This is a genomic window from Enterobacter cloacae complex sp. ECL352, assembly GCF_020149545.1.
GTDB classification, from domain to species: domain Bacteria; phylum Pseudomonadota; class Gammaproteobacteria; order Enterobacterales; family Enterobacteriaceae; genus Enterobacter; species Enterobacter asburiae_B.
Window position 1 is genome coordinate 521,787 of the sequence record NZ_CP083709.1, and the last position, 24,958, is coordinate 546,744.

At 53.5% G+C, this 24,958-nt stretch carries 26 protein-coding genes and 3 tRNA genes; 11 read left to right on the forward strand and 18 right to left on the reverse strand.

Features of this window, described 5'->3' with window-relative positions; genetic code table 11:
• Window positions 1-132: 132 nt before the first annotated feature.
• The 3 genes from araH to araF all read right to left on the reverse strand — a co-directional run bounded on the left by araH (window position 133) and on the right by araF (window position 3,709).
• On the reverse strand, window positions 133-1,119 hold the full coding sequence (gene araH, locus LBF07_RS02430; protein WP_029742191.1) for an L-arabinose ABC transporter permease AraH: 987 nt from the start codon (window positions 1,117-1,119) through the stop codon (window positions 133-135).
• A 14-nt stretch (window positions 1,120-1,133) separates the two neighbouring features.
• Window positions 1,134-2,648 carry an L-arabinose ABC transporter ATP-binding protein AraG gene (gene araG, locus LBF07_RS02435; RefSeq protein ID WP_094935634.1) on the reverse strand — a complete coding sequence of 505 codons (1,515 nt, stop codon included), beginning with the start codon at window positions 2,646-2,648 and terminating at the stop codon, window positions 1,134-1,136.
• A 71-nt stretch (window positions 2,649-2,719) separates the two neighbouring features.
• Window positions 2,720-3,709: an arabinose ABC transporter substrate-binding protein AraF gene (gene araF, locus LBF07_RS02440; protein ID WP_003859687.1), complete on the reverse strand. Its 990-nt coding sequence runs from the start codon at window positions 3,707-3,709 to the stop codon at window positions 2,720-2,722.
• 787 nt (window positions 3,710-4,496) lie between these two features.
• Here araF and LBF07_RS02445 point away from each other — a divergent pair.
• On the forward strand, window positions 4,497-5,000 hold the full coding sequence (locus LBF07_RS02445) for a non-heme ferritin-like protein (protein ID WP_023312270.1): 504 nt from the start codon (window positions 4,497-4,499) through the stop codon (window positions 4,998-5,000).
• A 156-nt stretch (window positions 5,001-5,156) separates the two neighbouring features.
• Window positions 5,157-6,500 (forward strand): anaerobic C4-dicarboxylate transporter, encoded by a 1,344-nt coding sequence (locus LBF07_RS02450; RefSeq protein ID WP_023312271.1) that lies wholly within the window; start codon window positions 5,157-5,159, stop codon window positions 6,498-6,500.
• A 42-nt stretch (window positions 6,501-6,542) separates the two neighbouring features.
• Here LBF07_RS02450 and LBF07_RS02455 read toward each other — a convergent pair whose 3' ends face one another.
• The gene (locus tag LBF07_RS02455) at window positions 6,543-6,794 is read right to left on the reverse strand and encodes a DUF2766 family protein (protein ID WP_008500405.1); all 252 of its coding nucleotides are present in this window, start codon (window positions 6,792-6,794) and stop codon (window positions 6,543-6,545) included.
• Window positions 6,795-6,901: 107 nt separating this feature from the next.
• Window positions 6,902-6,985 carry a stress response protein AzuC gene (azuC, locus tag LBF07_RS02460; RefSeq protein WP_014884364.1) on the reverse strand — a complete coding sequence of 28 codons (84 nt, stop codon included), beginning with the start codon at window positions 6,983-6,985 and terminating at the stop codon, window positions 6,902-6,904.
• A gap of 234 nt (window positions 6,986-7,219) precedes the next feature.
• Here azuC and yecR point away from each other — a divergent pair, with 234 nt between their 5' ends.
• Together yecR and ftnA are read left to right on the forward strand one after the other, a co-directional pair.
• A complete protein-coding gene (gene yecR / locus LBF07_RS02465; RefSeq protein ID WP_094935632.1) occupies window positions 7,220-7,552 on the forward strand; it encodes a YecR family lipoprotein in 333 nt (110 codons plus the stop codon).
• Window positions 7,553-7,762: 210 nt separating this feature from the next.
• Window positions 7,763-8,260: a non-heme ferritin gene (gene ftnA, locus LBF07_RS02470; RefSeq protein ID WP_023336146.1), complete on the forward strand. Its 498-nt coding sequence runs from the start codon at window positions 7,763-7,765 to the stop codon at window positions 8,258-8,260.
• Between the two features lie 36 nt (window positions 8,261-8,296).
• Here the strand turns inward: ftnA and LBF07_RS02475 are convergent, their stop codons facing one another.
• Entirely contained in the window at window positions 8,297-8,638 is a 342-nt protein-coding gene (locus LBF07_RS02475; RefSeq protein WP_039263769.1) for a hypothetical protein, read from the reverse strand.
• A 229-nt stretch (window positions 8,639-8,867) separates the two neighbouring features.
• Between LBF07_RS02475 and tyrP the strand changes: the two genes are divergently transcribed.
• Window positions 8,868-10,079, forward strand: coding sequence for a tyrosine transporter TyrP (gene tyrP, locus LBF07_RS02480; RefSeq protein WP_024909783.1), 1,212 nt, complete (start codon window positions 8,868-8,870; stop codon window positions 10,077-10,079).
• Window positions 10,080-10,112: 33 nt separating this feature from the next.
• On the opposite strand, the gene LBF07_RS02485 is transcribed toward tyrP, so the two are convergent.
• The gene (locus LBF07_RS02485) at window positions 10,113-10,781 is read right to left on the reverse strand and encodes a YecA family protein (protein WP_029741940.1); all 669 of its coding nucleotides are present in this window, start codon (window positions 10,779-10,781) and stop codon (window positions 10,113-10,115) included.
• A gap of 423 nt (window positions 10,782-11,204) precedes the next feature.
• Between LBF07_RS02485 and LBF07_RS02490 the strand changes: the two genes are divergently transcribed.
• The 5 genes from LBF07_RS02490 (at window position 11,205) to LBF07_RS02510 (ending at window position 16,211) form a co-directional block, all read left to right on the forward strand.
• Entirely contained in the window at window positions 11,205-12,326 is a 1,122-nt protein-coding gene (locus LBF07_RS02490; protein ID WP_033145885.1) for a branched-chain amino acid ABC transporter substrate-binding protein, read from the forward strand.
• A 99-nt stretch (window positions 12,327-12,425) separates the two neighbouring features.
• Entirely contained in the window at window positions 12,426-13,340 is a 915-nt protein-coding gene (locus tag LBF07_RS02495) for a branched-chain amino acid ABC transporter permease (RefSeq protein ID WP_023312278.1), read from the forward strand.
• An 11-nt stretch (window positions 13,341-13,351) separates the two neighbouring features.
• Window positions 13,352-14,626: a high-affinity branched-chain amino acid ABC transporter permease LivM gene (gene livM, locus LBF07_RS02500; RefSeq protein ID WP_094935630.1), complete on the forward strand. Its 1,275-nt coding sequence runs from the start codon at window positions 13,352-13,354 to the stop codon at window positions 14,624-14,626.
• Entirely contained in the window at window positions 14,623-15,498 is an 876-nt protein-coding gene (locus LBF07_RS02505) for an ATP-binding cassette domain-containing protein (RefSeq protein ID WP_039263773.1), read from the forward strand. Before livM ends, LBF07_RS02505 begins: the two co-directional genes overlap by 4 nt.
• On the forward strand, window positions 15,495-16,211 hold the full coding sequence (locus LBF07_RS02510; protein WP_094935629.1) for an ABC transporter ATP-binding protein: 717 nt from the start codon (window positions 15,495-15,497) through the stop codon (window positions 16,209-16,211). The genes LBF07_RS02505 and LBF07_RS02510 overlap by 4 nt, the downstream gene beginning before the upstream one ends.
• A 173-nt stretch (window positions 16,212-16,384) precedes the next feature.
• On the opposite strand, the gene LBF07_RS02515 is transcribed toward LBF07_RS02510, so the two are convergent.
• The 7 genes from LBF07_RS02515 to uvrY all read right to left on the reverse strand — a co-directional run bounded on the left by LBF07_RS02515 (window position 16,385) and on the right by uvrY (window position 20,819).
• The gene (locus tag LBF07_RS02515) at window positions 16,385-16,732 is read right to left on the reverse strand and encodes a hypothetical protein (RefSeq protein ID WP_126327672.1); all 348 of its coding nucleotides are present in this window, start codon (window positions 16,730-16,732) and stop codon (window positions 16,385-16,387) included.
• Between the two features lie 549 nt (window positions 16,733-17,281).
• Window positions 17,282-17,368 (reverse strand) — tRNA-Leu (locus LBF07_RS02520).
• A 12-nt stretch (window positions 17,369-17,380) separates the two neighbouring features.
• A tRNA-Cys gene (locus LBF07_RS02525) sits at window positions 17,381-17,454 on the reverse strand.
• Between the two features lie 46 nt (window positions 17,455-17,500).
• Window positions 17,501-17,576, reverse strand: a tRNA-Gly gene (locus tag LBF07_RS02530).
• Between the two features lie 152 nt (window positions 17,577-17,728).
• Complete coding sequence (pgsA, locus tag LBF07_RS02535; protein WP_028019572.1) at window positions 17,729-18,277, reverse strand: CDP-diacylglycerol--glycerol-3-phosphate 3-phosphatidyltransferase; 549 nt, start codon at window positions 18,275-18,277, stop codon at window positions 17,729-17,731.
• 56 nt (window positions 18,278-18,333) lie between these two features.
• A complete protein-coding gene (gene uvrC / locus LBF07_RS02540) occupies window positions 18,334-20,166 on the reverse strand; it encodes an excinuclease ABC subunit UvrC (RefSeq protein ID WP_032658637.1) in 1,833 nt (610 codons plus the stop codon).
• Complete coding sequence (uvrY, locus tag LBF07_RS02545) at window positions 20,163-20,819, reverse strand: UvrY/SirA/GacA family response regulator transcription factor (protein ID WP_013096026.1); 657 nt, start codon at window positions 20,817-20,819, stop codon at window positions 20,163-20,165. Before uvrY ends, uvrC begins: the two co-directional genes overlap by 4 nt.
• Window positions 20,820-21,285: 466 nt before the next feature.
• On the opposite strand from uvrY, the gene LBF07_RS02550 reads away from it, so the two are divergent.
• Entirely contained in the window at window positions 21,286-21,510 is a 225-nt protein-coding gene (locus LBF07_RS02550; RefSeq protein ID WP_008500345.1) for a DUF2594 family protein, read from the forward strand.
• A 66-nt stretch (window positions 21,511-21,576) separates the two neighbouring features.
• On the opposite strand, the gene sdiA is transcribed toward LBF07_RS02550, so the two are convergent.
• The 4 genes from sdiA to dcyD all read right to left on the reverse strand — a co-directional run bounded on the left by sdiA (window position 21,577) and on the right by dcyD (window position 24,946).
• Window positions 21,577-22,299: a transcriptional regulator SdiA gene (gene sdiA / locus LBF07_RS02555; RefSeq protein ID WP_094933961.1), complete on the reverse strand. Its 723-nt coding sequence runs from the start codon at window positions 22,297-22,299 to the stop codon at window positions 21,577-21,579.
• Window positions 22,300-22,520: 221 nt separating this feature from the next.
• The gene (tcyN, locus tag LBF07_RS02560; protein WP_094933962.1) at window positions 22,521-23,273 is read right to left on the reverse strand and encodes an L-cystine ABC transporter ATP-binding protein TcyN; all 753 of its coding nucleotides are present in this window, start codon (window positions 23,271-23,273) and stop codon (window positions 22,521-22,523) included.
• Window positions 23,270-23,938, reverse strand: coding sequence for a cystine ABC transporter permease (gene tcyL, locus LBF07_RS02565; RefSeq protein ID WP_063143665.1), 669 nt, complete (start codon window positions 23,936-23,938; stop codon window positions 23,270-23,272). The genes tcyN and tcyL overlap by 4 nt, the downstream gene beginning before the upstream one ends.
• Window positions 23,939-23,959: 21 nt before the next feature.
• Window positions 23,960-24,946, reverse strand: a complete 987-nt coding sequence (gene dcyD, locus LBF07_RS02570) for a D-cysteine desulfhydrase (protein ID WP_094933963.1) — start codon at window positions 24,944-24,946, stop codon at window positions 23,960-23,962.
• Between the last annotated feature and the right edge of the window lie 12 nt (window positions 24,947-24,958).

Here is a 24,958-nt window from a genome sequence, read left to right on the forward strand (position 1 = left end):
TTTCATAGCCATGTAAGTATAGACAGTGTGACGTCGCTCGCCATTTGACAACCGCCCCGTCAGTAAAACTGGCGGGGCGGTTAAGGGGTCAACTATGGTTATAAGTTGAGCAATAAAAGACGGGAAAACGGGTTACAGGGTACGCTTCGCTTTTTGCTTGTAACGGTCGAAAATCACCGCTGCCAGCAGGATCAGACCACGAACCACGTACTGCGAGAACGGCGAAATGTTCAGCAGGTTCATGGCGTTCTCCACCGTGCCTAAAATCAGGATACCGGCCACCACATATGAGATTTTTCCGATGCCGCCCTTGAGGGAAACGCCCCCTAAAACGCAGGCCGAAATGACGATCAGCTCGTAGCCAATAGAGGTCATCGGCTGGCCGCTGGTCATACGCGAAGCCAGGATAATCCCCGCGGCGGCAGAAACCAGCCCTGAGAGCACGAAGATAATAATCTTGGTTCGCACCACCGGCACCCCGGCCAGACGGGCGGCCTCTTCGTTACCGCCAATCGCCAGGGTATTGCGGCCAAAGGTGGTCCGGTTGAGCAGGAAGCCGAACAGGATCAGGCAGGCCACGGTCAGCCAGATTGGCGCAGGCAGCCCCAGCCAGTTGGCGTAACCCAGGGTAAAGAAGCGCTCGTCTTCAATCCCCACCGCTTTACCGTCGGAGATGATATAGGCCAGCCCGCGGACAATTTGCATCGTCGCAAGCGTGGTGATCAGGGCGTTAATCTTCAGGCGTGCGATAACAAAACCGTTCACCAGACCGCTGATGACGCCGAGTAGCAGACCGGCGAGAACGCCAATCCACAGGCTCTCCGTCATGTTGATCACCACTGCCGTCGTGACGCCCGCACAGGCAATCACCGACGCCACCGACAGGTCAAAATCGCCGGAGGCCAGGCAGAACAGCATCCCGCAGGCCACCATCCCGGACATGGAAATGGCCAGCCCCAGCCCCTTCATATTAATGAAGGTGGCAAAGTTAGGAACAAAGATCGCGCAGGCGAGGAACAGCGCGGCAAAGACCACCAGCATGCCGTACTGATCCCAGATACGTCCAAAACTCAGCGCCGACTTCGACTTCGGCGCTCCGGATGTAGTAACAGAGGACATCATTAACTCCTTACTCAGGCGACAGCCTGGCTGACTTTAGGCATGGCGAGGTTCAACGCCTGTTGTTCATTCGCCTGTTCATGAAGCAATTCACCGGCAATTTCGCCTTCACGCATCACCACAATGCGGTCGGCCACGCCAAGCACCTCCGGCAGATCGCTGGAGGCGAAGAGCACCGCCACGCCGCGTTTTGCCAGCTCATAGATCACGTTATAAATCTCGTGTTTTGCCCCCACATCGATACCGCGCGTCGGCTCGTCGAGCAAAATGACCTTCATATCTTCCGACAGCCAGCGGCCTAAAATCGCCTTCTGCTGGTTTCCGCCTGACAGATTCATGATCAGCTGTTCCGGACCCGGCGTTTTAATATTCAGCGAGCGAATATGGTGGTCGGCGTTGCTCGACTCCCAGCCATCGTTTATCAGGCAGCCTGCGCGAATAAACTTGCGGCGAGCGGAAATATTGATGTTTTCGCGTACCGAATGTACCGGAATAATCCCCTCGGCTTTACGGTCTTCCGGGCAGAGCATCATGCCCGCCCTGATTGCGTGGGCCGGTTTCTGGATATCGACCCGTTCACCATCAATAGAAACCAGCCCATCGGTAATGCGGGTACCGCCGAACAGGCCTTTCATTAATTCACTGCGCCCCGCCCCCACCAGACCAAACAAGCCGACAATTTCGCCGCTGCGAACGGATAACGAAATCGGCGTGCGCACGCCCGGCGCTTTGACGCTGTCCAGACGCAGGCGTTCAGGGCCGTACTGACGCGGCTGCCAGTGATAAATATCACCCAGCTCGCGTCCAACCATCGCCTGAACAAGCTGGTCATGGTTAACCTGCTGCATGTCGGTAAAGGTGCGCACATAGCGCCCGTCTTTAAAGACGGTGATGGCGTCGCTCAGGGCAAATATCTCTTCCATGCGGTGCGAGACATACAAAATCGTACGGCCTTCCTGACGCAATTCGCGGATCACGCGGAACAGATTTTCAATTTCACGCGCAGAGAGCGAACTGGTGGGCTCATCGAAGGCGATAATTCTGGCGTTACGCGCCAGCGCCTTGGCAATTTCAACCATCTGCCACTGGCCGATGGAGAGATATTTCAGCGGCGTCTGGGGATCGACATCCAGACCCAGGTGTTTAAGCTGCAGCCCCGCTTCATAATTAAGTAGCGAACGATTTACCACACCGCCTTTGTGCGGGAGCTGTCCTAAATAGATGTTTTCCGCCACGGTCATCTCAGGAATGAGGTGCAGCTCCTGATAGATGATCGCCACCCCGGCATTGAGCGCCGCCGTGGTATCGGCAAACGCCACCTCTTCGCCGCGAATGGCCAGCGTGCCGGTCGTAGGCGCGTAGTTGCCGCTGAGGATCTTCAACAGCGTGGATTTCCCCGCGCCGTTTTCCCCCATCAGGGCGTGAACCTGGCCGGCATAGCAGTCGAAGCTGATATCGGTCAGCGCGTTAACACCGGGAAAAGTTTTCCCGATGCCGCGAAAAGAGAGATACGGATCAGACTGTCGCATAACGTCTCCGTGATTCCTGTAGTGTGTACGTCTGGCCCCTCACGATGCATGAGGGGCACAATCACAGCGTATTACTTACCGCCCAGCCCTTTTTTCGCCAGCTCCTCTTTGAAGTTGTCGCGGGTAATCAGCACCACGTCGGTCACTTCGGTAAATTTCGGCGGTTCGGCCCCTTTGGTTACCCAGTTGTAGAGCATCTCACTGGATTTGTAGCCGTGAACGTCCGGGCTCGGCAGAAGAGAACCGTAGAAGCCGGTAGCCTGCGCTTTGGACAGCTCGCTGACGGCGTCAACGCCGTTGATGCCAATCCCGATAACGTCAGGCGCTTTGAAGCCCTGGCCTTCCGTCGCGCGCACCCCGCCCAGCACGGTGTTGTCGTTCATGCCGACCACCAGCCAGTGTTTGACCTCCGGATGCTGGACCAGCATAGAGTTCGCGGCGTCGAAAGCGCCCGGGATATCGTTGGATTTGGTTGGGACTTTATAGATCTGTTTTTCCGGGAAGCCAGCCGCTTTCAGCGCATCCATTGAGCCGGTAGTACGACGACGGGCGGTGTCCAGCTCGTCAGCGGTGATAGCCATTACCGCGGTCTCTTTGACATCCCAGCCGCGCTTTTGCATCTCTTTATAGAGTTCCTGGCCCTGGCGTTCGCCGATTTTGGTCGCCGCCATCATGACCAGCGGGACGGTGTCCATCGGCTTGCCTTTGGCGTTAACGAACTGATCGTCAACCGCGATGACCTTCATATCGTAACCGCGCGCTTTCGCCGCGATTGCCGACCCCAGCTTTGGATCCGGAGTACAGATAACGAAACCTTTTGCACCGCTGGCCGCCAGGCTATCGATGGCGTTCAGGGTTTTTTCGCCGTCAGGCACGGCGATTTTAATGACTTCAAAACCTAAATCTTTCCCGGCTTTATCTGCGAATTTCCACTCAGTCTGGAACCAGGGCTCTTCGGGCTGTTTTACCAAAAAACCGAGTTTTAAATTCTCAGCGATAGCGGATTGTGACATAACGGCAGCCAGACCGATGGCCGCCAGCGCTTTAGTAAATTTGTGCATGGTAAACTCCAGCTTTAGCAATCTTTTCTGTAGGGAATAAGTGCGTGCTTCTTATTTAATCGGACTTAAAACAAGGCATTAGCGCTTACCTCGTCATAAGCGTTATTGCTGGTGATAGTTTTAGCGGGAAATTAATCATCCATAAGAGAGCCCCATCACACCGCAGAATTACAGTAATTGCGTACATAAATTCAGCGAAAAATGACATAAAAAAGGCAGGATTTGTCAGACAAATAGAAGAGGGTTAAGCAGAATTATCCATAAGATTAGCCAAGATATCCCTGATGCCTCTCAGCGGACAAAACGGCACCTGGCGTTAAGGGGTTCAACATGTTTTTCATCACGAATGTACAACGCACCTGAAAAAACGTTATTCCGCAGAATTTGATTTAGCGCAATTTTATTGACACATCATATATTCGAAATGATTAATCCGTATTTTTCCTTTTCCCGGAGTAATATTCCAACTTAATATTTTCGAAAGAGTAACAGTGTGCCCTCAAGATAAAAACCGTTAATTATTAGGCCATTAAGTCACATTCAATTCATGGCGAGCTAATTGTATTTCTGTACTATATTAAACTTTGTAATGTATGGTAAATATAGTCTGATTAAGAGTTTTCTTAGACCCAATACAAGGGTATGCTTATTTATATCGAACACAGGAAGTGAATTTCGGTCGACTTCGGTCACGGCAGAATGTCTATTTCTGCTCTTCTCTTCGTATTTGCCTGGCGCTCAGGTTACGCAACGGACATCACGTCCCACAGTCAATAAGGATATGAGTATGGCTACCCAAACGATGATGCAAAAACTTAACGCGCAGATGAACCTTGAGTTCTACGCCTCGAATCTGCACCTTCACTTAAGCGCGTGGTGTGCCGAGAATAGTCTTACGGGGTCTGCCACATTCTTTCGCTCTCAGGCGCAAAGTAACGTCACTCACATGATGCGTGTCTTTAACTTTCTGAAAGCCGCAGGGGCAAATCCTGTCGTTAAAGCCCTTGATGGGATCAACGAAAACTACTCCTGCCTGGAAGAACTGTTTCAGAAAACGCTTGAAGAGTACGAGCAACGCTGCAGCACGCTCAGCAAACTTGCCGATGAAGCCAAAGCGCAGCAGGATATTACGACGCTCAAATTCTTACGCGATATGGACAAAGAGCAGCAGCAGGATGGAATGCTGCTGAAGACGCTGGCGGATGAGATCCATAATGCGCAGCAGGCGGGTTTATGTCCTGAGCAAACCGACCGTCATCTGCTCGACATTGTGGCGGTGCAGCACCACTGAATTTTTGGCCTGCTTCCGTCCCAGGGAGCAGGCCCCCCTCCCATCTCCAACCTTCTGCTTTTGCTGAAATTTAACAAATCAGATCTGGCTCCCAATGATTAACCACACAACGTGTGATGATTTATTTAGTTACATAATCATTGACGAGGGAGCATCATGATCACCATTGAGTTTGTTGTCATTCTCCTCTGCCTGCTGACGGGTACGCGTTTCGGCGGTATGGGGCTTGGGTTAATCAGCGGTATTGGTCTTTTTATTTTATGTTTTGTCTTTGGTCTGCAACCGGGTAAACCGCCGGTTGACGTTATGCTGACCATCCTTGCGGTGATTGGCTGTGCGGCTACGCTGCAGACTGCGGGCGGCCTCAACGTCATGATGCAGTTTGCCGAACGTCTGCTGCGCAAACACCCGCAGCACATCACCCTGCTCGCCCCTTTCACCACCTGGATGCTGACCTTTCTGTGCGGCACCGGCCATGTGGTCTACACCATGTTCCCCATCATCGCGGATATCGCCCTCAAAAAAGGGATCCGCCCCGAGCGCCCCATGGCCGTGGCCTCGGTGGCATCACAGATGGCGATTACGGCTTCCCCCGTTTCCGTTGCCGTTGTGTCGCTGGTGTCTATCCTGGCGGCACAGCATGGGATCGGCCACGCGTGGGGGATTCTGGAAATTCTCGCCGTGTCGGTTCCCGCTTCGCTCTTCGGCGTAGCCATTGCGGCCCTGTGGAGTTTACGCCGTGGGAAAGATTTGGCTGACGACATAGAGTTTCAGGAAAAGCTGAAAGATCCTAAGCAGCGCGAATTTATCTATGGCGGGACCGAGACGTTAATGAATCAGCGTTTCCCTAAACAGGCCTACTGGTCCACGTGGATTTTCTTTGCCGGTATTGCCGTGGTCGTTTTGCTGGGGGCATTCCCGGAACTGCGCCCCGCTTTTGAAGTGAAAGGCAAAATGACGGCGCTGTCGATGAACCTTGTCATTCAGATGATGATGTTAATTGCGGGCGCCGTGATGCTGATGGCCTGTAAGGTCAATGCGTCGGCCATTTCCAACGGCGCGGTGTTTAAGGCCGGTATGGTCGCGATCTTCTCGGTGTTCGGCGTGGCGTGGATGAGCGATACCTTTTTCCAGGCGCATCTCGACGAGTTAAAGCTGGCGCTGGAAGGCGTGGTGAAGAGCCACCCGTGGACGTATGCCATTGTGCTGTTTCTGGTATCAAAACTGGTGAACAGCCAGGCGGCTGCGCTGACGGCCGTTGCGCCTATGGGCCTCATGCTCGGCATCGACCCGAAAATGCTGATCGCCTTTTTCCCGGCGTCCTACGGCTATTTTGTCCTGCCGACCTATCCCAGTGATTTGGCCTGCATCGGCTTTGACCGTTCAGGCACCACCCGCATCGGCAAATTTATCATCAACCACAGCTTTATTCTGCCAGGGCTGATTGGGGTAAGCTGCGCGTGCGCGGCGAGCTACCTGCTGGTCCAGACGTTCTTTTAACAGCATCAAAGGGCGACACGTGCCGTCGCCCCTTTCCCTGCTTTAGTGGGACTCACCCTGCGGCGTGAATCGCAGCTCAATCAGCGCGATGGCTTTCTGGATCGCACGAAGCGTAACCGGGTCAGCGGCAGCAGGATGGCTGGCGAAATCGATGTTTTTCAGCTGCGTAGACATCTTCTCGCGCACTTCAACCGGCGCAATCACGTCAAGAACATCAAGGATTTGTTTGATAACCAGCTGACAGGCGACAACGTCAGAGACCAGTTCCTGATCGGCGCTCAGGTTTTGTGACATGGGCTTTCTCCTTATTTAAAGGCCGCCATAGTAGCAAAACACGCCCCCTGACATCTTCCCTTCATCACCTGCAGGTACAAAAAAACCCGCCGAAGCAGGTTTTTTTATCAGAACATGGCGCCTGGCGGCACGTCTTTGAACGTGCGGCAGTAATTGGCCCACATGCTTTTCAGGATTTTGCGCAGTTTCACGATGATGCTCCATTAACTTGTTATACAACTTTATTGCCAACGTGCTTATAATATGACCATTATCACAAAAATCAATCATTTTGTGATACTCATCACATTTTTATGAGGAATTAGCCTGATAGCACTCCCCTCTGACCCGTTGCGAAGAGTGAGGGCAGATTGTCCGGCTATTCCAGGCATTGCAGCGGGCATCTGCGGGTACGATAAGATATTTCCATCCACTCAGAGCGAACCATGAAAAGAGTCATTGTAGCCGGCACAATCCTGCTGCTCGCGGGGTGTAGTATCAACCGCCAGGCTGAAGTCAGCAGCCTCGACGCGCCGAACGGCATCGTCCGCCTCGATTACGGCCAGGCAGCGCTGCAAAATGCGTATTCCGATGAGTATGTGAATAACGGCACGGCGGCAAAAGCGTGTCAGAGCATGGGGTATGCCACCGCCTCAGCCTATGGTCAGCCCATCAAAACCTGCACCCTGACGAGCGGCTCTTTGTGCCTGAACGAGAGCGTGACTATCCAGTATAAATGTATGGGTTACGCCGTTAACCCTAAGTCAAATAACCCCTAGTATTAATCAACCCTGCCAGCGTTTGCTGGCAGTATATTTCATTACGAACAAAAACAACTCTCATTAATAAATTATAAAAATCGCCAATGCGTTTTATTCCCATTCGTATTTTAAATAAATAAAATAAAAATTTTACGTTTTGCAAATAATTAAATAACAAATTATAGTGTCGCTCATTGTGAACCAGAAATAATAATCCGGAGCGTCACCATGCTGAAAACTGAAATGATCGACAAGCTCAACGCACAAATGAACCTTGAGCTTTTTTCATCCCTGCTCTACCAGCAGATGAGCGCCTGGTGCAGCTACCACAGCTTCGAAGGTGCGGCCGCGTTTCTGCGTCGTCACGCTCAGGAAGAGATGACCCACATGCAGCGTCTGTTTGATTATCTTACGGATACGGGCAGCCTGCCGCGCATTGAAACCGTGACATCACCTTTCGCTGAGTATAATTCTCTCGATGAACTGTTCCGCGCCACCTACGAGCACGAGCAGCTGATCACGCAGAAAATTAACGAACTGGTTCATGCGGCGATGACCAGCCAGGATTACCCAACCTTTAATTTCCTGCAGTGGTACGTCGCTGAGCAACACGAAGAAGAGAAGCTGTTTAAATCCGTTCTGGACAAATTATCTCTGGTGGGGAAATCCGGCGAAGGTCTTTACTTTATTGATAAAGAACTTTCCACTCTTGATACGCAGAATTAATTTCAGCGCGGTGCCGGTTTCCGGCACCGCGTTAATTTACATACAGCCCGCACAGCTGGTGCAGCGCCAGTCATGGGGATTCACGGCCTGGTAAAAATAGCGGTAGCTGGAGGTCTCCAGCGGAATCCCCACCTCGAAGAACATATCCGTTAACCAGTCGACATTCTCAACGATCCACTCATCTTCCTGTAAGCCTTGCGCAAAGGTTTCATCTTCAGGATCGATAATCGAATAGATTGCCCAGGTGCCCATATCCTTTTCGCGGCGGGACTCGGGAAGTATCAGGGGCTGGTTCTGCCAGCTAATTATCCAGTGGCCATGGCACAACAGGTTGCCTCCCCGGCTCCATGCCGCGGTAAAGGGATTCTCCCCTGCCATAAAACCCTCACTTAATTTGATAATTTATATTTATTGTTTACGTTACGCCGGAATGTCGCCTGGCAACATTGCCCTTATGAAGTAGGCCTGCGCCTAAAAAGGGTCAGAGCGCCAGCAGTTCGTAAATAATTCATTACACTACTTGTAACGGTGATTTGACGAGTTACGGCTTTTCCCTTACTCTGCGCCGCAGATTTTGTCGCGGTTAAGCATCGTTGTAGAGGAAAGCGTGAAAAACAGAACCCTGGGAAGTATTTTTATCGTCGCCGGAACGACGATTGGCGCAGGAATGCTGGCAATGCCCCTGGCAGCCGCGGGCGTGGGATTTGGCATGACCCTGCTGCTGCTGGGTACGCTCTGGGCGCTGATGTGCTACACCGCCCTGCTTCTGCTTGAAGTTTACCAGCACGTGCCCGCCGACACCGGTCTGGGTTCGCTTGCGGCGCGCTATCTGGGACGCTACGGCCAGTGGATAACCGGCTTTAGCATGATGTTCCTGATGTACGCTCTGACCGCCGCCTATATCAGCGGCGCCGGGGAACTCATCGCCTCAAGCGTCAACGACTGGTTTGGCTCTGACATCACCCCGGCGACGGGGGCTATCTTCTTTGCGCTCATCGGCGGCGGCGTGGTCTGCGTGGGGACATCGCTGGTCGATCTTTTTAACCGCTTTCTGTTCAGCGCCAAAATTCTCTTCCTGATCGTCATGCTGGTGCTGCTGGCGCCGCACGTGCACAAGGTCAACCTGCTGACGCTGCCGCTGGAAAAAGGGCTGGCGCTCTCCGCGATCCCGGTCATTTTCACCTCGTTTGGCTTCCACGGCAGCGTGCCGAGCATCGTCAGCTATATGAACGGCGATATCCGCAAGCTGCGTCGCGTCTTTGTAATCGGCAGCGCGATCCCGCTGATCGCCTATATTTTCTGGCAGCTGGTGACGCTGGGCAGCATTGACTCTTCGACCTTTATTGGGCTGATGGCGCAACACGCTGGCCTGAACGGTTTTCTGCTGGCACTGCGCGAGGTTGTTACCTCCCCGCACGTGGAGCTGGCGGTACACCTGTTTGCCGACCTGGCGCTGGCAACCTCGTTCCTGGGCGTGGCGCTCGGCCTGTTTGATTATCTGGCCGACCTGTTCCAGCGTCGCAATACCGCGGCCGGACGGTTGCAGACGGGGGCCATCACCTTCCTGCCGCCGCTCGCTTTTGCGCTGTTTTACCCACGCGGGTTTGTGATGGCGCTGGGCTACGCAGGGGTGGCGCTCTCTATCCTGGCCCTGCTGCTCCCTTCCCTGCTGGCGTGGAAGAGCCGCCAGCAGCATCCTCAGCAGGGATATCGCGTGGCGGGAGGAAAACCGCTGCTGTGCGTTGTGTTTGGCTGTGGGGTGGTGATTATTCTGGTGCAGGTATTGATTGCAGCCGGGATGCTGCCGGAAGTGGGTTAAATAAAAAAGGGGCAATCATCAGCCCCTTTTTTATTAGTGCAAACAGCAGCTCTTAAACTTCTTCCCGCTGCCGCAAGGACACGGATCGTTACGCCCGACCTTCGTGCCGTTCACCGTCGGCTTCTTCACTTCCGGCTGCTGCGGGTTGTTTACCCAGTATTGATATAGACGCAGTGCCGCAGGCTGGATGCTTTCGATGCTGGCGATATACTCCTCTTCGGACAGTTCATCCAGCTTTTCGCTGTTCTCTTCCGTCCCGTGCAGGGCAATCACGTCAAGATCGGCCTTCAGGGCTTCCGGCAGGGCTGACCAGTCCGTCAGCGCCACGCCGCGCATATAGCCATAGCACCACTCTTCCACCACGGTATAGCTCTCACCATCCACGTCGTTATAACCAAACATCGGTTCAAACTGATCCGGGTACTCGCTCAGGCGCTCGGCAATATCGTTCATATGCTTAAAGCAGAGATCGATAAAACGATTCATCTCACGATCGTTTTTCCAGCGCGGAATGTACTTCTCGCCACCCCACACCGCCACCAGCCAGGCATCTGGCTCAACGACAACAGGACCGGAAAGCACTGCGGTAAGCATGCCGTCCAGTTCGGACACGTCAATCACGGACGCGTCATCATGACCGTAAGACATTAACGTCTCTTCAAGCCACGCCATTTCGCTTTCATTCAATGGGCCTTCAGTCATCGCTGATACTCCTGCAAAAGGAAACGATCCTAACACATATCTCACGCCTCTCCGGGCTGAAGTTTAGGTCTTTATTGCTGCAAAAACGTGCAAATCGTGACCTTTGCACAACTTATGGGCTTTATTGTTAACGATATGTGATCTCCGCTGTAATTTCTTCTCCTCCCGCAAGGCGGCATAACGCGGCGCTCTATACTCAAACATGTCGCATGCCCGTCAATGGGTTAACCATTCTGGCAACGTTTTTGCTTAACGTTCTTCGCGCGCCTCTGCGCAGGGAAATCTCGCCGTAATATGCAGGATGCCGTCTGTATCTTGTTCGTTTAGTGCATTTTGTTCTTGCTCGTGTTTCGGATTGGCTGCGCCGTCGGGCGTTCGGGTTTACGCCGTGGTGCAAAAACCTCTTTGCTAAGGAACATAATAATGTCGCTGAAATTAATCAGAACTCCTCTTTCTCTTGTGTTGGCCGGTTGCCTGGTGACGGCGTTTTCCGCCCGGGCAGATATTGTGATTGGCGTGGCCGGGCCGTTCACGGGTCCGAATGCCACCTATGGCGATCAGTACTGGCACGGCGCAACGCAGGCCGCTGAAGACATTAATGCCGCAGGCGGCATTAACGGCGAGAAGATCAAACTGGTTCAGGGGGATGATGCCTGCGAGCCTAAGCAGGCCGTGGCCGTCGCCAACCGTTTAGTTGACCAGGATAAAGTCAACGCCGTGGTCGGCCATTTCTGCTCCTCTTCCACAATGCCCGCCTCCGAGGTGTATAGCGACGCGGGCATTATTGCGATTACCCCCGGCTCAACTAACCCGCTGATCACCGAACGCGGCATGAGCGATATGTTCCGCATGTGCGGACGCGATGACCAGCAGGGTCAGGTTGCCAGCGACTTCATCATCGACAAGCTGAAAGCCAAACGCGTGGTGATTATTCACGATAAAGACACCTATGGTCAGGGTCTGGCTGACGCCACCAAAGCGGCGCTGGCGAAACGCGGGGTTCAGGATGTGATGTATGAGGGGTTATCTCGCGGTGAGAAAGACTTTAACGCGCTGGTGACCAAGATCGGCGCGCAAAAACCGGACGTCGTGTTCTTCGGTGGCTGTCACCCGGAAGCCGGTCCGCTGGTTCGCCAGATGCGTGAACAGGGCGTGCAGGCGAAATTCTTCTCCGGCGACTGCATTGTCAACGAAGAGATGGTGACCGCCGCGGGTGGCCCGCAATACACCAACGGCATTTACATGACCTTCGGTAAAGATCCGCGCCTTATCCCGGACGGTAAAGCGGTTATCGAGAAATTCCGCGCCGGTAAATTCGAGCCGGAAGGTTACACCCTTTACTCCTATGCCTCCGTACAGGCCATTGCCGCAGCCTTCAAGGCCACCGGCGGCAAGGACTCCGCCAAAGCCAGCGAGTGGCTTAAAGCCAATTCCGTCGACACGGTGATGGGCAAAAAAGCCTGGGACAGCAAGGGCGATCTGAAAGTGTCTGACTACGTGGTTTATCAGTGGGACGACAAAGGCAAATATAAGGAAGTGCAGTAACGGGACGGAGTCACGCTCAACGTCGGCGGGCCTGCCCGTCGGCGCGTAATAAACATCAGGCTGCGCGCATCGCGCAGCCTATAAAACGAGCGCGCTAAGATGAGTACATTCTTCCTGCAACAGTTAATCAATGGCTTAACGCTGGGCTCCGTCTACGGTTTAATCGCCATCGGCTACACCATGGTGTACGGCATTATCGGGATGATCAATTTCGCCCACGGCGAAGTGTATATGATTTCCGCCTATCTCTGCGCCATCGGCCTGGCGCTGCTCTCGTTCTTCGGTCTGCAGTCGTTCCCGCTGCTGATCCTCGGGACGCTGGTGTTCACCATCGTGGTAACCGGGGTGTACGGCTGGACCATCGAGCGTATCGCCTACAAGCCGCTGCGCAACTCGACGCGCCTGGCGCCGCTGATCTCCGCCATTGGGATGTCTCTTATTCTGCAAAACTACGCGCAGCTGAGCCAGGGTCCGCGCCAGCAAGGGGTGCCGACCATGCTGGACGGCGTGATTCGCCTGCATCTGGGCGACGGGTTCGTACAGATAACCTACACCAAAGTGTTTATTCTGGTTGCCTCGTTTGCCGGCATGCTGGTGCTCACCTGGATTATCAACCATACCCGGCTGGGCCGGATGTGCCGCGCGGTACAACAGGATCGTAAGATGGCCTCCATTCTGGGCATTAACACCGACCGGATTATTTCACTGGTCTTCGTCATCGGCGCGGCGATGGCCGGTCTGGCGGGCGTGCTGATCACCATGAATTACGGCACCTTTGATTTCTACGTCGGGTTCGTGATCGGCATTAAAGCCTTTACTGCGGCGGTACTCGGCGGCATCGGCTCCCTCCCCGGCGCCATGCTCGGTGGCCTTATCCTGGGCGTGGCGGAAGCCCAGTTCTCGGGCATGGTGAACTCAGACTATAAAGATGTCTTTTCGTTCGGCCTGCTGGTCATGATCCTTATTTTCCGTCCCCAGGGGCTGCTTGGGCGCCCGATTGTGGCCAAAGTGTGAGGGAGAGAATGATGACGTCACACGGTTTTTCACTTAAACGCTGCATGCTGGACGCGATTTTTTCCGGGCTGATTGCGCTGATTATTTTCGGCCCCATTGCGGGCGTGGTGCTGGACGGTTACAGCTTTAACTTCGCCGGGCAGCGGCTGGCCTGGATGGTCGGCATCGTCATGCTCGGGCGTTTTCTGTTGAGCGCCTTTTTAGGTACCGCCGCGGGCGCCCGTTTCCAGTCACGCTTCGAAGCCGATAGCGCGGGCGTATATGTCCGGCCACCGGAATACAAAAGCCGCATGCGCTGGATTATTCCTCTGGTGATTACCCTTGCGATTTGCTTTCCGTTTGTCGCCACGAAATATGTGCTGACCGTCGCCATTCTCGGGCTGATCTACGTGCTTCTCGGTCTGGGGCTGAATATCGTCGTGGGTCTGGCCGGTCTGCTGGATCTGGGATATGTCGCGTTCTACGCAATTGGTGCGTACGGTCTGGCGCTGGGATACCAGTATCTCGGCTTAGGCTTCTGGAGCATGCTGCCGCTGGCGGCAATTATGGCCGCCGCCGCAGGCGCCCTGCTCGGTTTCCCGGTACTGCGCATGCACGGTGACTATCTGGCCATCGTCACACTCGGGTTCGGGGAGATCATTCGCCTGATACTGAACAACTGGCTGACCTTCACCGGCGGACCAAACGGCGTCTCGGCCCCTCCCCCCACCTTTTTCGGTCTGGAATTTGGACGACGCGCGAAAGAAGGCGGCGTGCCCTTCCACGAGTTTTTCCACCTGACCTACAACCCGAACATGAAGTTTATTTTTATCTACGCGGTGCTGTTCCTGGTGGTGATGCTGGTGCTCTATATCAAGCACCGCCTGACGCGGATGCCGATTGGTCGGGCGTGGGAAGCCCTGCGTGAAGACGAAATAGCGTGCCGCTCAATGGGGTTAAATCATGTTCTGGTTAAGCTGTCGGCCTTTACGCTGGGCGCATCGACCGCGGGCATTGCCGGGGTGTTCTTCGCCACCTATCAGGGGTTCGTGAACCCGACCTCCTTTACCTTCTTTGAATCGGCGCTGATCCTCGCCATCGTGGTGCTGGGCGGGATGGGCTCGACGCTTGGCGTAGTGCTGGCCGCTTTTGTGCTCACCGTAACGCCGGAACTGCTGCGCAGTTTTGCCGAGTACCGCGTCCTGCTGTTTGGCATGCTCATGGTGGTGATGATGATCTGGCGTCCGCGCGGTTTGATCCGCATTAACCGCAGCGGGTTCGCCGTGCGTAAGGGTGTCGCACCATGAACGGAACGATATTACGCGTTGAACATCTTATGATGCACTTCGGCGGGATTAAGGCGCTAAACGACGTCAACCTGGACGTACAGCGTGGCTCAATTACCGCCCTGATTGGGCCAAACGGGGCGGGAAAAACAACCGTGTTTAACTGCCTGACGGGCTTCTACAGGGCCTCCGGAGGCAACATTTTATTTAATACCCGCCATAAAACGACCAACGTTATTCAGGTGCTCGGACAAAAATTCCAGCCGGGAGACTGGATTAACCCCGCGCAGTTCGGGCAGCGTCTTTTCTACAAAATGTTCGGCGGAACGCATCTGGTCAACCGCGCAGGGCTGGCGCGCACGTTTCAAAATATCCGTCTTTTTCGCGAGATGTCGGTCGTGGAAAACCTGCTGGTTGCGCAGCATATGCGCGTTAACCGCAATCTGCTCGCCGGGATCTTAAATACGCCGGCATACCGGCGCGCGGAAAGCGACGCCCTGGACAGGGCCTTCTACTGGCTGGAAGTGGTGGATCTGGTGGAGTGCGCCAATCGTCTGGCGGGAGAGATGTCGTACGGCCAGCAGCGGCGTCTGGAAATTGCGCGAGCAATGTGCACCGGCCCGGAAATGATCTGTCTGGATGAACCCGCCGCCGGGCTTAACCCGGTTGAAACGCATAAGCTCAGCAGCATTATTCGTTTTCTGCGGGATCATCATGACATCACGGTATTACTGATTGAGCATGATATGGGGATGGTGATGGAGATTTCGGACGACATTATCGTGCTCGACCACGGGGATGTTATTGCCAGGGGAAAACCCGAGCAGATCCAGCATGATGAAAAGGTCATTGCCGCCTACCTGGGTACGGATGAAAGCGAGGTCAACCTATGAGCGAACCGCTGCTGGCATTTCGCGAGGTGGATGTGTTTTATGGCGCCATTCAGGCGCTTAAACAGGTTTCCCTCGAAGTCAATAAAGGTGAAACCGTGGCGCTGATTGGCGCAAACGGCGCGGGTAAATCGACATTGCTGATGTCCATCTTTGGCCAGCCCCGCATTCGCAGCGGACAGATCCTTTTCGGCGGTGAAGATATCAGCCATAAATCCACCCACTACGTCGCGTCCGGCGGCATTGCGCAGGCGCCGGAAGGCAGACGAATTTTCCCGGATATGACCGTTGAAGAGAACCTGCTGATGGGGACCATCCCCATCGGCAGCCAGTTTGCCGCTGAGGATATGCAAACCATGTTCGACCTCTTCCCTCGCCTCAAGGAGCGACGCAAGCAGCGCGCGATGACCATGTCCGGCGGAGAGCAGCAGATGCTGGCGATCGCCCGGGCGCTGATGAGCCGTCCGAAGCTGCTGCTGCTGGATGAACCGAGCCTCGGTCTGGCGCCGATTGTGGTGAAACAGATCTTCCAGACGCTGCGCGAGCTGGCCCGCAACGGCATGACCATCTTTCTGGTGGAGCAGAATGCGCATCACGCGCTGAAGCTTTCCGACCGCGGGTATGTGATGGTTAACGGGCAGATCCGGCTGAGCGGCAGCGGCGAGGAGCTGCTGGGAAATCAGGAGGTGAGGAAGGCGTATTTGGGTGGGGTGTGACTGGCGGATTTCAGGCACAAAAAAACCACCTTTCGGTGGTTTCACGACACTGCTTATTGTTTTGATTATTCTTTGTTTATCATGGAACCCGGATGGGACTTGCACCCATATAGCGCGAACGATGAGGATTGTGAATAACGCGTTTTATCACAAAGTTAAGCTATAAGGACTCATTATTGCTGCGTACAGGTAAAACCGCCGTTTATAGTCGGATTACAATTAGTTTCCAGGGTAGGTTTAGGTTGAATACTTTGATTATATGCAGCGCTAGCTGCATTCAGGTTAGCCGCCTTTTGTTGCCATCCTGCTGCCGTACTTTGTGCAATAGCCGCACAATCTGCCGCACTGACCGTAGAAGTGCCCGCCTGTATTCTGGCTTGCATCATTTGAGCCGCTTCCGACCCGCTGGTGAACGTGTCACCGCTCATAGCCTGACATAATTCATAGTCAGAGGCGTTAGGATTATTAGCACATCCCGTCATCACTACTGATAAAAAAGCAGCTATCATTATTTTTTTCATTTTTAATTATCCAATTCTTTTAAAATCTAGAGTCTTTCCCGATAGGGATACGGCTTCTTGTTATTGTAAAATATACATTTTGTTAACTGAGATAGGTGTGTTTCTGGTAAAGACATTCCTTGCCAGGACTTAACCCCGTGAACATAAGACTGACGGTTTGATCCGACAATATAGCGAATCGCCACCAGCAATTATCAAATTAAACGTCTTCTCGCTACGGCTAAGATACATCACTATTATTTTTTTGCGCGAATTAATTAATATTAGAAATGCATTAACTTAAATCAGTTTGATTTGCATCAATTTATGCGAACCGTGTTTCATTCGAAACTTGAAGATACTCGACTAAAACACAACCGTCTTTAAACATGACTATCTATTTAATAAAAAAGGAAAAATGGTTGATGTAGAGTGTACGGGACAGGATTGTCCTTTTCCTGTGGCGAGTCAAGCTGACGAAAAAAGTGAACAGAAATTACAGGCACAAAAAAACCACCTTTCGGTGGTTTCACGACACTGCTTATTGCTTTGATTATTCTTTGTTTCCCATGGTACCCGGAGTGGGACTTGAACCCACACAGCGCGAACGCCGAGGGATTTTAAATCCCTTGTGTCTACCGATTCCACCATCCGGGCTCGGGAAGAAAGTGGAGGCGCGTTCCGGAGTCGAACCGGACTAGACGGATTTGCAATCCGCTACATAACCGCTTTGCTAACGCGCCGTAAAACTTTTCAAACTGACACCCGCTACTGCGCATGTCTTTAATCTGGAGCGGGAAACGAGACTCGAACTCGCGACCCCGACCTTGGCAAGGTCGTGCTCTACCAACTGAGCTATTCCCGCATGTCATCAAGTAAACATCTAACCACTTGATTTCATTATCGTCCGGCTTACTGTGCCGCCGTTCGATGCGTTGCATTCTACTGATATGACGTTATGAGTCAACGTTATTTTTTGCATCCCTGGATCGTTTGCTGAAAATTACGGCGAAACGATCACTGATCAAGCAAATCCCCGCGCGCAGCGTTCAAATATTGCAGCATGGACCACAGCGTCAGCACTGCCGCTACCCACAGCAGACCAATTCCCGCCCACTCAACCCAGGCGTTCGGACGCCAGAGCATCCAGACCAGCGCCGCCATCTGCGCCGTCGTTTTGACTTTACCAATCCACGAGACCGCCACGCTGCTGCGTTTCCCCAGTTCCGCCATCCATTCGCGCAGTGCAGAGATAATGATCTCGCGGCCGATCATGGTTGCCGCGGGCAGGGTTACCCACCAGGTATGATAGTGCTCGGCTACCAGCACCATGGCGATAGCGACCATCACTTTGTCTGCCACCGGATCGAGGAAGGCACCGAAACGGGTGCTTTGATTCCAGCGACGGGCCAGATAGCCATCAAACCAGTCGGTGACCGCTGCGATCAGGAAGATCAATGCGCAGGCGAAAGGTGCCCAGACGACCGGCAGGTAAAACGCCAGTACAAAGAACGGGATGAGTACGACACGGAAGAGAGTGAGCAACGTAGGGATATTAAATTGCATAATGACGGTAACTGTTTGTTGTCAGTAAAATTTAGCTCTATGTTGCTACAGAGCCCTCAATGTTTCAACGAGTAGTAGATCTTTTCTGCCAGCCCTTGCGAAATACCCGGCACTTTTGCAATTTCCTCCATGCTGGCGTTGAGTAATCCTTGCAATCCGCCCATATATTTCAGCAGCATCTGGCGACGTTTTGGCCCCACGCCTTCGATCGTTTCCAGGCTACTGGTATTTTTCACCTTCGCCCGTTTTTTGCGGTGACCGCTGATGGCATGATCGTGTGATTCATCGCGAATATGCTGGATGACGTGCAGCGCCGGGGAGTCCGGCGGCAGGCTGAAGCCCTCGCCTTCCGGCTCGAAGAACAATGTCTCCAGACCGGCCTTACGATCGGCCCCTTTTGCAACACCCAGCAGCAGCGGATGGTTTTTATCCCAGCTGACATCAAGCGATTCAAATACCGCTTTCGCCTGGCCGAGCTGCCCTTTCCCGCCGTCAATCAGGATCACATCCGGAATTTTGCTCTCTTCTATGGCTTTACCATAGCGACGACGCAGCACCTGATTCATGGCCGCATAGTCATCGCCCGGCGTGATCCCGGTGATGTTGTAGCGGCGATACTCGGCGCGCAGTGGGCCATTCGCATCAAACACCACGCACGACGCCACCGTCTGTTCCCCCATCGTGTGACTGATGTCGAAACACTCCATCCGTTTCACTTCCGGAAGCTTCAGCAGCGTCGCCAGGGCCGTTAAGCGCTGGTTGACCGTCGACTGCTGCGAAAGCTTCGTGGTGAGTGCCGTCGCCGCGTTGGTTCGCGCCAGCTTCAGATAACGCGCACGATCGCCGCGCGGTTTGGTTTGTACATTGACCCGGCGACCCGCCAGTTCAGAGAGCGAATCGGCCAGCAGGGTTTTATCGTCAAGATTAAAATCGAGCAGGATCTCAGAAGGCAGCGTGCGCATCTGGCTTCCCTGCAGATAGAACTGGCCGACAAAGGTTTCTACCACTTCACCCAGTTCGGTACCGCCGGGCACTTTCGGGAAATAGCTGCGGCTGCCGAGCACTTTGCCCTGGCGAATAAACAGCACGTGCACGCAGGCCATCCCGGCGTCAAAGGCTACGCCGATGACGTCGAGATCGTCACCGGTATTCGAGACAAACTGTTTCTCAGTGACTCTGCGCACCGCCTGGATTTGGTCGCGGATACGCGCGGCCTCTTCGAACTCGAGTGCGGCGCTGGCTTTTTCCATCCGCGCGATCAGCTGCGTTAAGACCTGATCGTCTTTTCCGGCTAAGAACAGGCGCACATAATCCACCTGCTGGGCATACTCTTCTTCACTTACCAGCCCTTCCACGCAAGGCCCCAGGCAGCGTCCAATCTGGTACTGCAGGCACGGGCGCGAGCGGTTACGGTAAACGCTGTTTTCACACTGGCGGATAGGGAAGATTTTTTGCAGCAGCGCCAGCGTTTCACGCACGGCATAGCCGTTAGGGAACGGCCCGAAGTATTCGCCCTTGGCGTGTTTTGCACCGCGGTGCATCGCGAGGCGCGGATGGGTATCGCCGCTCAGAAAAATAAACGGGTAGGACTTATCATCACGCAACAGAACGTTATAGCGCGGCTGGTAGAGCTTTATATAGTTGTGCTCAAGCAGCAGCGCTTCTGTCTCGGTGTGCGTGACGGTGACATCAATATTCTGAATGAGTGAGACCAGCGCTTCGGTCTTACGGGAGGCCAGGTTGCTGCGAAAATAGCTGGAGAGGCGTTTTTTAAGATCTTTTGCCTTCCCCACGTAGATAACCGTACCGCCAGCGTCATACATGCGATAGACGCCAGGCTGGCTGGTTACGGTTTTCAGAAATGCTTTTGAATCGAACACATCACTCACTGACTTAACAACGTCTCCGCATTACACAAACCGTGCCGGATGGCCAGGTGCGTCAGTTCGACGTCGCCATGAATGTTCAGTTTACTGAACATCCGGTAACGATAGCTGTTCACCGTTTTCGGGCTGAGATTCAGCTGTTCCGAGATCTCATTCACCTTCTGACCTTTGGTGATCATCAGCATAATCTGCAATTCACGCTCGGACAAACTGGCAAACGGTGATTCGGTTTTCTCGGGCTCGATCTGACTCAGCGCCATCTGCTGAGCAATGTCGGAAGCAATGTAGCGCTGTCCGGCAAACACGGAACGGATTGCATTGACGACTTCCTGCGGCGCAGCACCTTTACTCAGGTAGCCCGCTGCGCCCGCCTGCATCACTTTCGCGGGCAGTGGGTTTTCGGTATGCACGGTCAGCATGATGACTTTGGTATCAACAAAGGTACGCGCGATTTTGCGTGTTGCTTCAAGGCCACCGATACCGGGCATGTTCATATCCATCAGTACCACATCGGCCGAGTTTGTGCGGCACCATTTTACCGCATCTTCGCCGCAGCACGCCTCACCGGCAACTTTAATACCTTTAATATCTTCAAGAATGCGTCGTATCCCTGCGCGCACCAGTTCGTGGTCATCAACAAGAAGGACGTTGATCAAAGGAAATGTCTCCAGAATAGGGATAACGCTACTGAGTGATAATTTGGTTTATATTAACGGTTTTCCTCGCAAGATTAAAACGTTAAAAAACCGGCTATTCGATTTTGCTCTCGTTTTTGGAAATTAGGCTGTACAGTCCGTGGAATGAGAGACCATGCATTCAGGGCTTTTGCAGCTTTTTTTAAGCATCTGTATTCAAAAAGTTACAAAAAACTTGCAGGCTTTTCCTGCAAAAAAACAGATCTCAAATTTTTGTAACAATAATTAACGGCAAGCGAACCGGGCATAAACAATTAATAGACTTTCACGGCGGTTTAGTTTACCGGTACGTTCTGTTTACGCAATTAAACATCAACGTAAAAGTACGAAAAACAACCGCTGCATTTTTTGCTGCAGCTTGTGGTATACTCCGCCGCCTTGACTTTCGTCGTCGCGCTTTAGCGCCGTTAAATAATGAGGAAAATAAATGAGCACACCTGAATTTGCCACTGCGGAGAATAACCAGGAACTGGCACAGGAAGTAAACTGCCTGAAAGCACTGCTGACGCTGATGCTGCAGGCGATGGGCCAGGCGGATGCCGGTCGTGTGATCATTAAAATGGAAAAACAAATCGCGGAGATGGAAGACCAGGCTGAATCTGCGGTATTTGCTAACACCGTTAAGCAAATCAAACAAGCCTACCGCCAGTAACAAAAAACGGCTGGATGCAGTGCATTCAGCCGTTTGCTCGTCTGTCACGCAGAACGTATTATCCCTTCAGATCAGTCCCGTTGCCGCCGCGTAGCACGCAATCTGGGTTTTGTTAGGCGCGTTGAATTTCTTCTGCATATTTTTCTGATGGAAGTTAACGGTATTCTCTGAGATAGAGAGAATGATCGCTATTTCCGCTGACGTCTTCCCTTCCGCAGTCCATTTCAGAATTTCGCGCTCGCGTTTGCTGAATTTCATTTCGGGTGGCATGACCATCTCATCTTCAAAACGCACCAGAGAAGTTAAGGCCATTTGCACCAGCATTTGCAGCCGCAGTTCTATTTCCTCACGGGCAAACGGCCCTTCCAGTACACTAGTACGGGAAACAGACAGGAAGCCAAGCGCATGATTAGGCAGCATCAGGCACTGCGTTATTCCCGCGCGTAAACCGTGGTCCTGCGCGCTGTGCCATAATTCCTGCGCGTCAGCGAATAATGCGTCTGTCCAGGGTAAATGACCCTGAATGAAATTCTCCGGTTTTAAGACCGGATCAATAGCGAAATAGTTCGCGGATTGATATTGCGCCATCCACTGCTTTGGGTAAGTGGTATGCACAGAGATCTTAGGCCGGGTAAACGGCACGGGATGGCGCACGCAGAGCGAGTAACAATGGAATTCAAGCGTCTGAGTTTGTCGCTGTAATTCCTGATATACCTCGTCGACACAGGTCAATTCCTGAAACCGGAGGGAGCAATCCCGTCGCCAGGTGAAAAAGTCTGAATCCTTCATACTTACTAAATGAAGCCTCTGAAAAGATAATCATTATTATGGTGAATATAACCTAACACATAAAACTTTTTTCTAACTACAAAATATCGGCATTAGCACAATTAACTTTACTATTGATAAGGTTTATCCGGGCCGGATGGAATAAAAAAACAAACGACTGCCCCCGAAGGGAGAATAATTTGCTCCAGCCTAAATTTCTGGAGCAAATTAGTGCAAAAATGCTACTGCATAAGGAATTTTTCAAGGAACTGACGGGTTCGCGGCTGCTGAGGGTTAGCAAACAGGTTTTTCGCTGGCCCCTGCTCCACAATCCGTCCCTGATCCATGAAGATGGCTCTGTCAGCCACATCGCGTGCAAAGCTCATTTCATGCGTCACGATCACCATCGTCCGTTTTTCCTGCGCCAGCTGGCGAATGGTGTTCAGCACCTCACCCACCAGTTCCGGATCGAGCGCAGAGGTCGGTTCATCAAACAGGATCACGTCAGGACGCATCGCCAGCGCGCGCGCTATCGCCACGCGCTGCTGTTGGCCGCCCGACAGACGGCGCGGATAGCTGGTCTCTTTCCCCGCCAGCCCGACTTTAGCGAGCAGTTCGCGCGCGCGCGCCGTCGCGTCCTCTTTCGATTCACCTTTTACAATGACCGGCCCTTCAATAATGTTCTCCAGCACCGTACGGTGCGGGAAGAGATTAAAGTTCTGGAAAACGAAGCCGACATGCTGGCGCAGGCGGCGAATTAACCCTTTCTGGTGGCTAATGGATTTCCCGGTATCAATCGTTATCTCCCCTACCCGAATAGTGCCGCCTTCCGGCTGTTCAAGCAGGTTAATACTGCGCAGCAGCGTCGTCTTTCCCGAACCGCTTGGTCCGATAATCGCCACCACTTCACCCTGCTCTACTTCAAGATCGATCCCGTGGAGCACCGTTTGACCGTGGAATTTTTTCACCAGGTTTTTGACGTCGATAGCACTCATTTTGGATCACGCTCCTGGCGGTTAAGCTGGTTTTCGAAGTAGTTTTGCAGAGCAGACAGCACCGTCGCCATCACCCAGTAAATCAGCGAGGCGGCCAGATACATGGTAAAGACTTCAAGCGTGCGCGAGGTAATGAGCTGTGCCTGACGGAACAGTTCCGGTACCTGAATCGTTGCCGCCAGGGACGTATCTTTTACCAGGCTAATGAAGCTGTTGCTCAGCGGTGGAAGCGCCACGCGCGCCGCCTGCGGCAGAATGGCCCGACGCAGCGTCTGCCAAGGCGTCATCCCGATACTGGCCGCCGCCTCCCACTGCCCTTTGTCAATGGAAGAGATCGCCGCTCGCAGGGTTTCTGACGTGTACGCCGCGGTATTGAGCGACAGACCAATCATCGCTGCGGGGATCGGATCCAGCTCGATACCAAACTGCGGTAAGCCGTAGTAGATCATAAAGAGCTGGGCGATGAGCGGCGTACCGCGAAAGACGGAGATATAAAAGCGCGCCAGCCAGCGTACCGGCAGGACGGGTGACATGCGCATTAATGCCAGCACAAATCCCAGCACCAGCCCGAAGAACATCCCGCCGATACTGAGCTGTAACGTAAATACCGCACCTTTCAGCAGAAAGGGCAGAGAATCAATAACCAGTTGAATACTTTCTTGCATTATTATTTTTCGACCTGATTTTTAGACATGAGGATGGTAGGCAAACAGCGCAGGCGCCCCGCCGGTATGGACAAATAAAATCGGCCCTTCATCCTTAAAGCGTTTCTGCGCAATGCCGTCAATCAGTCCGGCCATCGCTTTGCCGGTATAGACCGGATCGAGCAGTATCCCCTCGAGGCGCGCCAGCAGCTTCACCGCTTCCATGCCCTCTTCGTTAGGCGTGCCGTAACCCGGCGCAAAATAGTCATCCCAGAGCAGAATGTCGGCCCTGGCCTTCAGCTCCAGCTGCGCGGCTACCGCCTGCTGTAAAGTGACCACTTTCGGCTTCTGATCCGCGACGCTGCGGGACACCGTTACGCCAATCAGCTCGACGTCCGGCAGCAGTTGTTCCAGCCCCACCGCCAGCCCGGCATGCGTGCCCGCACTGCCGGACGCGACAACCACGGAGGAGAGGCTCACCGCGCCCTCGCACTGCTGCGCGATTTCCAGCGCACTTTCCACATACCCCAGCGCGCCCAGCGCGTTCGACCCGCCGACGGGAATAACGTAGGGGCGGAAGCCCTGTGCTTCCAGGCGCGTCGCCAGCTCGTCGAGCTGGGCGACCGGGTCGGTCAACGCATCCACCATTTCGACCTGCACGTTAAACAGGTCCAGCAGCAGGCGGTTACCGTTGGTCAGATAGTTTTCTGCCCGCGTGCCAATCGGGTTTTCCAGCAATGCCACGCAGTGGAGCCCGAGCTTTGCCGCCACTGCCGCCGTCTGACGAACGTGGTTGGACTGGATAGCCCCGGCGGTAATGAGCGTATCCGCGCCTTCGCGCAGTGCATCAGCCGCCAGAAACTCCAGCTTGCGCAGCTTATTGCCCCCCATCGCCATCGGCGTCACGTCGTCGCGCTTGATAAAAATATCGCGCCCTAAATAATCAGAAAATCGCGGCAGATACTCCAGCGGCGTCGGCGCGCCGATGAACTCCAGGCGGGGAAAGCGCGTTAAATTCTGTAGTGACATGGGTTCTCCGGT